The organism is Paracoccus sp. (in: a-proteobacteria), assembly GCF_046289755.1.
Lineage (GTDB): Bacteria > Pseudomonadota > Alphaproteobacteria > Rhodobacterales > Rhodobacteraceae > Paracoccus.
In genome coordinates this window covers 1-11,948 of record NZ_JBKBVD010000076.1, presented here as the reverse complement: position 1 = coordinate 11,948, position 11,948 = coordinate 1, and the positions used below count along the sequence as shown (strand labels likewise).

Here is an 11,948-nt window from a genome sequence, read left to right as displayed (position 1 = left end):
CTGATGGCCGGATCGCAGATCCGCGACAGCCACCGCGAGGGCGACAGCCGCGTGCAGGACCCCTATTGCATCCGCTGCCAGCCGCAGGTCGCGGGCGCGGCGCTGGACATCCTGCGCCATGCCGCCGCCACCTTGCAGACCGAAGCCAATGCGGTGACCGACAACCCGCTGGTGCTGGAGGACGGGCAGATCGTCTCGGGCGGGAATTTCCATGCCGAGCCGGTGGCTTTCGCCGCCGACCAGATCGCGCTGGCTTTGGCCGAGATCGGCGCGATTGCGCAGCGCCGCGTCGCGCTGATGGTCGATCCGACGCTGTCGCATGACCTGCCGCCCTTCCTGACCCCCGATCCGGGGCTGAACAGCGGGCTGATGATCGCGGAGGTCACCACCGCCGCCTTGATGAGCGAAAACAAGCATCTGGCCAATCCATGTTCGACGGATTCGACCCCCACCAGCGCCAATCAGGAGGATCATGTCAGCATGGCCGCCCATGGCGCCCGCCGCCTTGGCCGCATGGCCGACAACCTCGACGTCATTCTGGGGGTCGAGGCGATGGCGGCGGCGCAGGGCATCCGGTTCCGCGCGCCTTTGCTGACCTCGGCGCGCCTTCAGGCGGTGATTGCCGCGATCCATGACCGCGTGCCGCCGCTGGACGGCGACCGCTTTCTGGCCCCCGATCTGGCCGCAATGGCGCAGATGGTCGCGGCGGGCACCCTGATTGATGCCGCAGAACTGGAGGGGCTGGCACCATGACCGATCCGCTGATTTCCGTGATCCGGGGCGACAGCCCGGTGGTGCTGGGCCTGCCGCATTCCGGCACCTTTCTGCCCGACCATATCGCCGCCCGGCTGAACGATCGCGGGCGCACGCTGTCGGATACCGACTGGCATCTGGACCGGCTCTATGACGGGCTGCTGCCGGGCGCGACCATGGTGGCGGCGAAGTTCCACCGCTATGTCATCGACGCCAACCGCCCGCCTTCGGGCGCCAGCCTCTATCCGGGGCAGAACACCACCGGCCTTGTCTCGATGACCGATTTCGACGGCGATCCGATCTGGACCGCGCCCGCCGAGACGCCTCCCGATGACATCGAGGCCCGCCGCGCGGCCTTCCACGCCCCCTATCACGCGGCGCTGGCGGCGGAACTGGACCGGGTGCGCGATCTGCACGGGGTGGCGATCCTCTATGACTGCCACTCGATCCGGTCGCGGATTCCGTTCCTGTTCGAGGGCACCCTGCCCGATTTCAACATCGGCACGGCGGACGGCGCCGCCTGCGATCCGCGCATCGAGGCCGCCGCCCGCGACATCTGCGCCGCCACAGGCCGGACCATGGCCGTGAACGGCCGCTTCAAGGGCGGCTGGACCACGCGCCATTATGGCCGCCCGTCCGAGGGGCTGCACGCGATCCAGATGGAGCTGGCGCAGTCCACGCATCTGGCCTCCGAGGTCGCGCCCTATGCCTATGATCCGGTGCGCGCCGATGCGCTGCGCCCCGTGCTGGCCGCCATCCTGCACCGTCTGGCCGATCTGGCCCCCAAGCTGAGGTCCTGACATGACCACCCCCCCGCACAACCCCCGCCACAACGCCCGCGACATCTATCCCGCCACCGGCACGGAAATCAGCGCGAAAAGCTGGCTGACCGAGGCGCCGCTGCGGATGCTGATGAACAACCTGCATCCCGATGTGGCCGAAAACCCGCATGAGCTGGTCGTCTATGGTGGCATCGGCCGGGCCGCCCGCACATGGGAGGATTTCGACCGCATCTGCGACAGCCTGCGCGCGCTGGAAGATGACCAGACCCTGCTGGTCCAGTCGGGCAAGCCGGTCGGCGTGTTCCGCACCCACAAGGACGCGCCGCGCGTGCTGATCGCCAATTCCAATCTGGTGCCGCATTGGGCGACATGGGATCACTTCAACGAGCTGGATCGCAAGGGGCTGGCCATGTATGGCCAGATGACGGCGGGCAGCTGGATCTATATCGGCACGCAGGGCATCGTTCAGGGCACCTACGAGACCTTTGTCGAGGCCGGGCGCCAGCATTACGATGGCGATCTGACGGGGCGCTGGATCCTGACGGCGGGTCTGGGGGGCATGGGCGGCGCGCAGCCCTTGGCGGCGGTGATGGCGGGGGCCTGCTGTCTGGCCGTCGAATGCGACGAGACGCGGGCCGATTTCCGCATCCGCACCCGCTATTGCGATGCCAAGGCGCATAGTCTGGACGAGGCGCTGGCGATGATTGCCGACTGGACCGCCTCGGGTCAGGCCAAATCGGTGGCGCTGATCGGCAATGCCGCCGAGGTGTTTCCCGAACTGTTCGCGCGGATGAAGGCGGGCGGCCCGCGCCCCGACATGGTCACCGACCAGACCAGCGCCCATGATCCGGTGCATGGCTATCTGCCGGTCGGCTGGTCCGTGGCACAATGGCGCGCGGCACAGGAAAGCGACCCGAAATCGGTCGAACGCGCCGCGCGGGCCAGCATGAAGACCCATGTCGCGGCCATGGTCGATTTCTGGAACGCGGGCGTGCCGACGCTGGATTACGGCAACAATATCCGTCAGGTCGCGCTGGAGGAGGGGCTGGAGAACGCCTTTGCCTTCCCCGGCTTCGTGCCCGCCTATATCCGGCCCCTGTTCTGCCGGGGCATCGGGCCGTTCCGCTGGTGCGCGCTGTCGGGCGACCCCGAAGATATCTACAAGACCGACCAGCGCATGAAGGAGCTGTTCCCCGACAATGCGCATCTGCACAACTGGCTGGACATGGCGCGCGAGCGGATCGCCTTTCAGGGCCTGCCCGCGCGGATCATGTGGATCGGGCTGGGCGACCGCCACCGCGCCGGCCTTGCCATCAACAAAATGGTCCGCAATGGCGAGCTGAAGGCCCCGGTGGTGATCGGGCGCGACCATCTGGACAGCGGCAGCGTCGCCAGCCCCAACCGCGAGACCGAGGCAATGGCCGATGGCAGCGACGCGGTCAGCGACTGGCCGCTGCTGAATGCGCTGCTGAATTGTGCATCAGGTGCCACATGGGTCAGCCTGCATCACGGCGGCGGCGTCGGCATGGGCTTTTCGCAGCATTCCGGCATGGTGATCTGCTGCGATGGCAGCGAAGATGCCGACCGGCGCCTGACCAATGTGCTGTGGAACGACCCGGCGACCGGCGTGATGCGCCATGCCGATGCGGGCTATGACATCGCGCTGGATTGTGCGCGCGATCACGGGCTGAACCTGCCCGCGATCCTCAAGGACTGAACGAATACCCGAGGCGCCGCCGAACGGCGCCCGCCCCCACAACAGAGAGGTGAGACTATGAAAAGACGTGCTTTCCTGGCGACTGCGGGCATCGGTGCCGCGGCCTCGACCCTTGCCGCGCCTGCGCTGGCGCAGGGCGTGCGGCAATGGCGGATGGTGTCGGCATGGCCGCGCAACCTGCCCGGACCCGGCGTCGCCGCCCAGATGCTGGCCGACCGCATCACCGCCCTGTCGGGTGGCCGGATCGAGGTCGAGCTGTTCGCCGCGGGCGAGATCGTCCCCGGCCCCGGCGTCTTCGATGCCGTGGCCGAGGGCACGGCAGAACTGTATCATGCGGTGCCCGCCTATTGGGGCTCGAAATCGCGCGGCATCCTGCTGTTCGGCAGCCAGCCCTTTGGCCTGACCGCGATCGAACAGCATGGCTGGATGCTGCAGGGCGGCGGACAGGCGCTGTATGACGAGATGTATGGCCGCTTCGGGCTGAAGCCGTTCCTCTGCGGCAATTCGGGCCCGCAATGGGCGGGCTGGTTCCGCAACGAGATCAACAGCGTCGATGACCTGCGCGGGCTGAAATACCGCACCACCGGCCTGAATTCCGAGGTCTCGACCAGGCTGGGCATGGCGGTCGAGGCAATGCCCGGACCCGCGATGTTTCAGGCGCTGCAATCGGGCGCGCTGGATGCGGGCGAGTTCATCGGCCCGTGGTCGGACGCAGCCCTTGGGCTGCAGCAGGTGGCCAAGAACTATTACTGGCCCGGCGTGGGCGAGCCTTCGTCGGCCGAGGAATGCGGCGTCAATTTGGATGTCTTCAACGAGCTTGAGGACGATCTGAAACAGGCCGTCACCTATGCCTGCGAAAGCCTCTACAACCCGGTGCTGACGGAATACAACACCCGCCACGCCATGGCGCTGCGCGAGCTGGTCGCCGATCACGGCGTGCAGGTCCGCAAGCTGCCCGAAGAGGTGATGATCGCGATGGGCAATGCCATGGGCGAGGTTGTGGCCGATCTGCGCGACGACAGCGACGAGCTGGTGCGCCGCATCACCGAAAGCTTTCTGGAATACCGCACGCTGATGGCCGAATACATGCCCTATGCCGACAGCGGCCAGATGATCGCGCGCGGACTGGATTACAACTATTGACCGGCAGCCGGGCGGGGCATCCCCCTGCCCGGCCCTGATACGAGGGTGACCATGCAGCGAGTGGCCTGTGGGCTTGACGCAATCAACCGGGGCGCGGGGCTGACGGTGCGCTGGCTGGCGCTGGCGATGCTGCTGCTGCAGTTCGCCATCGTCATTCTGCGCTATGTGTTCGGCTATGCCTCGGTCTTTCTGTCCGAGGGGGTGCTGTATCTGCATGCCACCATCTTCATGGTCGGCGCGGGCTATACGCTGCTGGTCGGCGGGCATGTGCGGGTGGACATCTTCTATGGCCGCCTGTCCGGACGGGGCCGCGCGCTGGTCGATATTCTGGGGCATCTGCTGCTGTTGATGCCCGGCATCGTCATCCTGCTCTATTGGTCATGGCCCTCGGTCACCCGGTCATGGGCGATCCTTGAAGGGCCGATCAGCGTCGGCGGCATCCCGGCCTCGTTTCTGTTGAAAACGCTGATCCCGGTCTTTTGCGTGCTGCTGCTGATTCAGGGGCTGTCGGCGCTGATCCGCGATGTTTTGCGCCTGAAAGGCGGTGCCGCATGACCCTGCCGCTGGATCTGATCATGTTCGGCGCGCTGATCGCCGTGATCCTGACCGGCTATCCGGTGGCCTTTGCCATTGCGGGCGTGGCCACTGGCTTTGCCCTGCTGGGGGCGGCGCTTGGCCAGTTCAATATCGGGCTGATGGGGGCCTTGGCACAGCGGTTCTTTGGCGTGATGACCAACCCGGTGCTGACCGCGATTCCGCTGTTCGTGCTGATGGGCATCATCCTCGAACGCAGCCGCATCGCCGAGGAACTGCTGGAGACGATGGGCCGCCTGTTCGGTTCGATGCGCGGGGGCCTTGGCGTCTCGGTCGTGGTGGTGGGCGCGCTGCTGGCGGCCTCGACCGGGATCGTGGGCGCGACGGTGGTGGCGATGGGGCTGATCGCCCTGCCCGCGATGCTGCGCAACGGCTATCACCCGTCGCTGGCGGCGGGGATGGTGGCGACCTCGGGGACGCTTGGGCAGATCATCCCGCCCTCGACCCTGCTGATCATTCTGGCCGATGTGATGTCCTCGGCCTTTCAGCAGGCGCAGTATCAGCAGGGGCTGTTCTCGATCCAGACGGTGTCGGTGGGCCAGATCTTTGCCGCCGCCCTGCTGCCGGGGATGCTGCTGGTCGGGCTGTATATCGCCTATATCCTGATCCGCGCGCTGATCCGCCCCCAGGACGCGCCCGCCATGCGCGAAACGGTCGAGCGCCCCGGACTGCGCGCGATCATGGGCGCCATCGTGCCGCCGGTGCTGCTGATCGTGGCGGTGCTGGGCGCAATTCTGGGCGGCATCGCCTCGCCGAATGAGGCGGCGGCAGTGGGCGCCATCGGCGCGCTGCTGCTGGCGGGCGGGCGTCACGGCATGCCGCGCTGGCTGCTCTGGGCCGGGGGCGCGGCGCTGCTGGCGCTGGCCTTTCTGGCGGGGAACTGGCCGGTGCGGGTGCAGCGCTCCGATGCCGGGGCGGCGGTGTTTGCGCTGGCGGGGGTCTATGCGGTGCTGGCGCTGATCGGGCTGGTGGCGGTGCTGGCGGCAGGCTGGCGGCTGATGCGGGCGGGGGTGTTCGGCCCGGTGCTGACCTCGACGCTGACCGTCACCTCGATGATCTTTGCCACCATCCTGATGGCCAGCTATTTCTCGCTGGTCTTTGTCGGGCTGGGGGGCGAACACCGGATCGCCCAGATCCTGCTGTCGCTGCCCGGAGGTGCCACCGGCGCGCTGATCTTTGCCATGGCGTTCATCTTCGTGCTGGGCTTTTTCCTCGATTTCGTCGAGATCGCGGTGATCCTGCTGCCGCTGCTGGTGCCGCCGCTGATCGTGATGGGGCACGACCCGATCTGGCTGGCGGTGCTGATTGCGGTGAACCTGCAGACCTCGTTCCTGACGCCGCCCTTCGGGTTCTCGCTGTTCTATCTGCGCGGGGCGGCGCCGCCGGAAATTACCACCGCCATGATCTATCGCGGTGTGATACCCTTTATCGGCTTGCAAATTCTGGCGATTGCCTTGATCTGGCTGCTGCCCGCGATCGGAACCTGGCTGCCGGGCGCCGCCATGTAAGGCGCGTGCGCGCAGTGGAACGCCACGCATCCGTCCGGCGTTTGCACAGGCTGCCCGGCCACAAGTCCGGGTGGACGAGGGACAGAGGAGGCATGGCACGGCATGGACCCGACAGACGACCGCCTTGCACGGTCGGGCCAGAACTGCTGGCGCATTGAAAAGACCCGCCACTTTACCCTGATCCGGGACGCGGATGACTACTTCCGCGCGGTGCGTCAGGCGATGTCGCAGGCGCGCCGCTCGATCCTGCTGATCGGATGGGATTTCGACGCCCGCATCGAACTTGGGGTGCCCGGCGACGAGGGCGGCCCGGCCCGGCTTGGCGATTTCGTGCTGTGGCTGGCGCGCAAGAACCCCGAGCTGCAGATCCGCCTGCTGCGCTGGGACACCGGCGCGATCAAGTCGTGGTTCCGGGGCACGACCTTGCTGACGATCCTGCGCTGGAAGCTGCATCCGCGCATCACGCTGCGGCTGGACGGCAAGCACCCGCTGGCCAGCTCGCACCACCACAAGATCGTGGTGATCGACGATTGCCTGGCCTTTTGCGGCGGCATCGACATGACCGTGGGCCGGTGGGACACGCCCGAGCATCTGGACGACGATCCCCGCCGCACCGACCCCTCCGGGCGCCCGGTCATGCCCTGGCACGACGCGACCACCGCCTTTGACGGTCCGGCGGCGCGCGCGCTTGGCGATCTGGCCCGCGACCGCTGGCGCACCGCCACCGGCCAGCAGCTGCCGCCCGTCACCGACATCCGCGACTGCTGGCCCGAACAGCTGACGCCGACCTTCCGCGATGTGACTCTGGCCATCGCCCGCACCCGCCCCGCCATGCCGGGAACCGAGCCGATCCACGAGGTCGAGCAGCTGTATCTGGACCTGATCGCGCGGGCGCGGCGGTTCATCTATGCCGAAAGCCAGTATTTCGCCTCGCGCCGGATCGCGCAGGCCATCGCGCGGCGCCTGACCGAGCCCGACCCGCCCGAAATCGTGATCGTGAATCCGGTCTCGGCGCAGGGCTGGCTGGAGCCGCTGGCGATGGACACCGCCCGCGCCCGGCTGGTCGAGGCGCTGCGGCGGCTGGATCACAAGGACCGCTTTCGCATGTATCACCCGGTCACGGCGGGCGGCACCGACATCTATGTCCATGCCAAGGTGATGATCGTGGATGATACCTGGCTGCGCGTCGGATCATCGAATTTCAACAACCGCTCGATGCGGCTGGACAGCGAATGCGACGTGCTGCTGTCGGCGGACCGCGCCGATGCCGCGCCCGACCGGGACCGCATCGCCGCCCTGCGGGCCGCGCTGCTGGCCGAGCATCTGGGCCTCGACCCTGACGACACAGCCCCCCATATGGCGGAAAAGGGCGGGCTGATCGACATGATCGAGTCCGCGCGCGGTCCGCGCGGATCAGGGCGCACGCTGGTGCCCTACGAGCTGCCCGAACTGAACGGGTTCGAGGAATGGCTGGCCGAGAATGAGATCATGGACCCAGAAGGCCCCGACAAGATCTTCGAGCCGCTGAGCCGCCGCAGCCTGTTTCGCGGCTGGTCCCGGCGCTGGCGCCGCATGGCCGGGATCGACGGGCGCAAGCGCGCGGACTGATCCGGTCCTTGCGCCGGCCTTTTTGTGCGCTATCTATCAGCGATCGTCCCGCCGGTGCCGGGCCTGCACCGCTGTCTGAGGGTCTGAATGCCGGCACCGCGCATCCGTCCAGCCGTCCCAGCCCTGCGCGGGCTGATGCTGCTGCTGTCCGTGCTGGCATTTCTGATCACCGCACCGGCCACGCCCGGCCCGGCGGGCAGCGCGACCGACCCGCTGATCGACCGCATCATCCTCAGCGCGCAGGCCGTGCTGGACCGCGCGCACCCTGCCCCCGCCCCCGCATCCGAAGGCCATGCCGGTGGTGCGGGCCTGCTGGCTGCGGCCCCGTCATGGCCCCTGCGCTGTGGCACATTTGCGCAGGTCGTGCCGGTCGCGGGGCGCGGGGCCGTGCAGGGCCGGTTTTCCCATGGCGCCGCGCGGGCGCCGCCTGTTCCGTCTGTGCTGACGGCCTGAGGGCCGGATTCAAATCACACAAGGGAACAGACCGATGGACACCGACCCGACACCCGAGGGGCCTGCCCGCCCTGTCAAAGAGACCTCATCGCTGCATGTGCTGTGGCACTGGGTGATCATGGCCACGATCATGACCGCCCTGATCGGCGGCGCGGCGCTGGTCTTCTAGACCCGCCGCTCCGCCTCCGCGCCGCGATCCGGCGGCGCGGTCAGCCAAACACCTCGGGCTGATCGACGCGCAGGCGGGCCAGAATATCCTCGATATGGCTGAGATGTTCGCGCACCGCCGCCGCCGCGCCGTCGGGGTCGCGGGCGCGCAGGGCGCTGACGATCCGGCGATGCTCGATATACGCGGTCGAGCTGCCGTAGGACAGCGACAGATAGCGCGCGCGGTCCATATGCCCCTTGTTGTCGCGCACCAGCGTCCAGACGAAATCCAGCCCCGCTGCCGCGCAGATGTCATGGTGAAACTGGTCGTCCAGCGCGTGAAAGGCGGCCCGGTCGTCGGCCTTGCTGGCCGCCTCCTGCTGGTCGATCATCCGGTCCAGCGCGTCCCAGTCCCCGGGTTCCAGCCGCTGTGCCGCGACCCTCATCGTCGCCTCTTCCAGCGAACTGCGGATGAAATAGGCCTGCATCACCGCCTCGGTCGAGATCGGCGTGACCGTGGTGGCCCGCTGCGGGCGGATGCTGATGAAACCCAGCTGCGACAGCCGCCAGAACGCATCGCGCACCGGCTGGCGCGAGACGCCCATCTGGGCGGCCATCTCGGCCTCGGACAGTTTCGCGCCGGGCGGCAGGGTCAGGTTCACGACGCGCGTATAGAGCAGCTCGAAGATCTGGTTGGTGACGGTGGGGGCCCGTCTTTCCTCCAGCGGCGGCAAGGCTTCAATTTCGCGCATCGACATCGGAAGGCTCCGGTTGACGGGTTCTGTAAACTAGCATATTAGCTGATCAGCACAATGGCAAGCGAGTCGGAGGAGCATGGCATGGCGCTGCTGAACGAGGACCGGCTGTTTCCTCAGGAGGGGCGCGCCCGCGATCTGGCGCGCGCCTTGTATGACGGGATCCGCGATCTGCCGATCCTCAGCCCGCATGGTCACACCGACCCGCGCTGGTTTGCCGAGGATCAGCCCTTTCCCGATCCCGCGCAGCTGTTCGTCACCCCCGATCACTATGTCTTCCGCATGCTGTGTTCGCAGGGCGTGGCGCTGACCGATCTGGGCGTGCCCCGCGTCGATGGCGGCGCGACCGAGACCGATGGCCGCAAGATCTGGCGCCTGTTTGCGGAAAACTACCACCTGCTGCGCGGCACGCCGTCGCGGCTGTGGCTGGACCATTCGTTCCAGAATGTGTTCGGCATCGACCGCCGCCTGTCGGCAGACAGCGCCGACTGGTATTACGACCATATCGCGGATTGTCTGGCGCAGCCCGAATTCCGCCCCCGTGCCCTGTTCGAACGCTTCAATATCGAGGCGATCGCCACGACCGAGGCCGCCACCGACGATCTGCGCTGGCACAAGATGATCGCGGAAAGCGGCTGGCAGGGCCGGGTGCTGACCGCCTATCGCCCCGATGGCGTGATCGACCCGGATATGGCCGAATTCGCCGACAATGTCGCGCTGATGGGCCAGCAGACCGGCTTTGATACGACCACATGGGCGGGCTATCTGGATGCCCATCGCGCGCGCAGGGCGTTCTTTATCGACCATGGCGCCACCTCCAGCGATCACGGCCACCCCTCGGCCCGGACCGAGGATCTGCCGCAGGCGGAGGCCGCCGCCCTGTTCGCCAAGGCCCTGCGCGGTGACTGCAGCGCCGCGGAAGCCGACGCCTTCCGCGGCCATATGCTGACCGAAATGGCGCGGATGAGCCTGGATGACGGGCTGGTCATGCAGATCCATCCCGGCTCGCGCCGCAACCACTCGGACGAGGTGATGCGCATCCATGGCCGCGACAAGGGCTTCGACATTCCGGGTCGCACCGATTACGTGACCGCGCTGCGCCCGCTGCTGAACGCGGTGGGGATGCGGCCGGACCTGACCGTGATCCTGTTCACGCTGGACGAGACATCCTATGCGCGCGAGCTGGCGCCGCTGGCGGGCGTCTGGCCCTGCCTGCGTCTTGGCCCGGCATGGTGGTTCCACGACAGCGCCGAAGGCATGCGCCGCTTCCGCGAGATGACCACGGAAACCGCTGGCTTTTACAATACCGTCGGGTTCAATGACGACACCCGCGCCTTCTGTTCGATCCCCGCGCGACACGATGTTGCGCGGCGGGTGGACTGTTCCTGGCTGGCCACGCTGGTCGCCACGGGTCGCCTCGCGGAAGACGAGGCATCCGAGGTCGCACATGACCTGACTTATGGCCTGGCCAAACGGGCCTACAAACTCTGAGTTCCATATCTGGGAGGATAACATGAAACTTCTGATGACAACCGTGGCGGGCCTGCTGGCCTCTGCCAGCTTTGCCGCCGCCTGCGAGGTCACGCTGCGGTCCTCGGACACGCATCCCGACGGGTATCCGACCGTCGAAGGCGTCAAGGCGATGGCCGAAGAGGTCCGCGAAAAGACCGATGGCCGCGTCTGCATCGAGGTGTTCCCCGCAGCCCAGCTGGGCGAAGAGCGTGACACCATCGAACAGACCCAGTTCGGCGTGATCGACATGGTCCGCGCCTCGTTCGGCACGTTCAACGACATCGTGCCGGTCACGCAGACCTTCTCGCTGCCCTATCTGTTCCGCAATGTGGATCACATGCACGCGGTGATGGACGGCCCCATCGGCGAGGAAATCGGCGCGGCCTTCGAGGAACGCGACCTGATCGTGCTGGCCTATTACGACGGCGGCGCGCGCAGCTTTTACAACTCGCAAAAGCCGATCACGACGATGGAAGATCTGGCGGGCATGAAGTTCCGCGTCATCCAGAACGATGTCTTCGTCGACATGATGACGGCGCTTGGCGCCACCGCCACGCCGATGCCTTACGGTGAGGTCTATTCGGCCATCCAGACCGGCGTGATCGACGGCGCGGAAAACAACTTCCCCAGCTATGACAGCTCGGGCCATGCCGAAGTCGCCAAATACTACACGCTGGACGAGCATCTGATGGTGCCCGAACTGGTCGCCGTGTCGAAAACCACGTGGGACGGTCTGTCGCCCGAGGATCAGGCGGTGCTGCGTGAAGCGGCGAAGAATTCCTCGACCACGCAACGCCAGCTGTGGGCCGATGCCGAAGCGGCCTCCGAGGAAAGCGTGATCGCGGCAGGCGCCGAGATCGTGCGCGAGATCGACAAGCAGCCGTTCATCGACGCCATGGCGCCGGTCTACGAGAAATACGCGACCTCGCCCGAGGCGCAGGATCTGGTCGAGCGCATCCGCGCAACCGAATAAGCC

12 protein-coding genes are annotated in these 11,948 nt (G+C 67.0%); 11 read left to right on the top strand and 1 reads right to left on the bottom strand.

The annotated features are described in order from the left end of the window. The 9 genes from ACK41U_RS18090 to ACK41U_RS18050 all read left to right on the top strand — a co-directional run. On the top strand, nt 1-753 hold a 753-nt coding region (locus ACK41U_RS18090; RefSeq protein ID WP_409683294.1), incomplete at its 5' end, for an aromatic amino acid lyase. After that, nucleotides 750-1,553, top strand: coding sequence for an N-formylglutamate deformylase (gene hutG, locus ACK41U_RS18085; protein ID WP_409683291.1), 804 nt, complete (start codon nt 750-752; stop codon nt 1,551-1,553). The genes ACK41U_RS18090 and hutG, both read left to right, overlap by 4 nt. Before the next feature lies 1 nt (nt 1,554). Next, entirely contained in the window at nt 1,555-3,252 is a 1,698-nt protein-coding gene (hutU, locus tag ACK41U_RS18080; RefSeq protein ID WP_409683288.1) for a urocanate hydratase, read from the top strand. Between the two features lie 57 nt (nt 3,253-3,309). Then, nucleotides 3,310-4,395: a TRAP transporter substrate-binding protein gene (locus ACK41U_RS18075; protein WP_409683285.1), complete on the top strand. Its 1,086-nt coding sequence runs from the start codon at nt 3,310-3,312 to the stop codon at nt 4,393-4,395. 51 nt (nt 4,396-4,446) lie between these two features. Beyond that, on the top strand, nt 4,447-4,950 hold the full coding sequence (locus ACK41U_RS18070) for a TRAP transporter small permease subunit (RefSeq protein ID WP_409683297.1): 504 nt from the start codon (nt 4,447-4,449) through the stop codon (nt 4,948-4,950). Further along, nucleotides 4,947-6,497, top strand: coding sequence for a TRAP transporter large permease subunit (locus tag ACK41U_RS18065; protein WP_409683282.1), 1,551 nt, complete (start codon nt 4,947-4,949; stop codon nt 6,495-6,497). The genes ACK41U_RS18070 and ACK41U_RS18065 overlap by 4 nt, the downstream gene beginning before the upstream one ends. Before the next feature lie 102 nt (nt 6,498-6,599). Beyond that, nucleotides 6,600-8,105 (top strand): phospholipase D-like domain-containing protein, encoded by a 1,506-nt coding sequence (locus ACK41U_RS18060; protein WP_409683280.1) that lies wholly within the window; start codon nt 6,600-6,602, stop codon nt 8,103-8,105. An 87-nt stretch (nt 8,106-8,192) separates the two neighbouring features. Continuing rightward, nucleotides 8,193-8,558, top strand: a complete 366-nt coding sequence (locus ACK41U_RS18055) for a hypothetical protein (protein WP_409683277.1) — start codon at nt 8,193-8,195, stop codon at nt 8,556-8,558. A gap of 34 nt (nt 8,559-8,592) precedes the next feature. After that, on the top strand, nt 8,593-8,727 hold the full coding sequence (locus tag ACK41U_RS18050) for a hypothetical protein (RefSeq protein WP_409683276.1): 135 nt from the start codon (nt 8,593-8,595) through the stop codon (nt 8,725-8,727). Between the two features lie 40 nt (nt 8,728-8,767). Here ACK41U_RS18050 and ACK41U_RS18045 read toward each other — a convergent pair whose 3' ends face one another. Next, on the bottom strand, nt 8,768-9,463 hold the full coding sequence (locus ACK41U_RS18045) for a GntR family transcriptional regulator (protein WP_409683273.1): 696 nt from the start codon (nt 9,461-9,463) through the stop codon (nt 8,768-8,770). An 81-nt stretch (nt 9,464-9,544) separates the two neighbouring features. On the opposite strand from ACK41U_RS18045, the gene uxaC reads away from it, so the two are divergent. Together uxaC and ACK41U_RS18035 are read left to right on the top strand one after the other, a co-directional pair. Next, a complete protein-coding gene (uxaC, locus tag ACK41U_RS18040; protein WP_409683271.1) occupies nt 9,545-10,951 on the top strand; it encodes a glucuronate isomerase in 1,407 nt (468 codons plus the stop codon). Between the two features lie 22 nt (nt 10,952-10,973). After that, a complete protein-coding gene (locus ACK41U_RS18035; RefSeq protein WP_409683268.1) occupies nt 10,974-11,945 on the top strand; it encodes a TRAP transporter substrate-binding protein in 972 nt (323 codons plus the stop codon). The last annotated feature ends 3 nt before the right edge of the window (nt 11,946-11,948 follow it).

What these genes read in the sequence shown, in the direction of transcription:
- hutG (WP_409683291.1), top strand. Translation starts at nt 750, where the DNA reads ATGACCGATCCGCTGATTTCCGTGATCCGGGGCGACAGCCCGGTGGTG.
- hutU (WP_409683288.1), top strand. Translation starts at nt 1,555, where the DNA reads ATGACCACCCCCCCGCACAACCCCCGCCACAACGCCCGCGACATCTAT.
- ACK41U_RS18075 (WP_409683285.1), top strand. Translation starts at nt 3,310, where the DNA reads ATGAAAAGACGTGCTTTCCTGGCGACTGCGGGCATCGGTGCCGCGGCC.
- ACK41U_RS18070 (WP_409683297.1), top strand. Translation starts at nt 4,447, where the DNA reads ATGCAGCGAGTGGCCTGTGGGCTTGACGCAATCAACCGGGGCGCGGGG.
- ACK41U_RS18065 (WP_409683282.1), top strand. Translation starts at nt 4,947, where the DNA reads ATGACCCTGCCGCTGGATCTGATCATGTTCGGCGCGCTGATCGCCGTG.
- ACK41U_RS18060 (WP_409683280.1), top strand. Translation starts at nt 6,600, where the DNA reads ATGGACCCGACAGACGACCGCCTTGCACGGTCGGGCCAGAACTGCTGG.
- ACK41U_RS18055 (WP_409683277.1), top strand. Translation starts at nt 8,193, where the DNA reads ATGCCGGCACCGCGCATCCGTCCAGCCGTCCCAGCCCTGCGCGGGCTG.
- ACK41U_RS18050 (WP_409683276.1), top strand. Translation starts at nt 8,593, where the DNA reads ATGGACACCGACCCGACACCCGAGGGGCCTGCCCGCCCTGTCAAAGAG.
- ACK41U_RS18045 (WP_409683273.1), bottom strand. Translation starts at nt 9,463, where the DNA reads ATGTCGATGCGCGAAATTGAAGCCTTGCCGCCGCTGGAGGAAAGACGG.
- uxaC (WP_409683271.1), top strand. Translation starts at nt 9,545, where the DNA reads ATGGCGCTGCTGAACGAGGACCGGCTGTTTCCTCAGGAGGGGCGCGCC.
- ACK41U_RS18035 (WP_409683268.1), top strand. Translation starts at nt 10,974, where the DNA reads ATGAAACTTCTGATGACAACCGTGGCGGGCCTGCTGGCCTCTGCCAGC.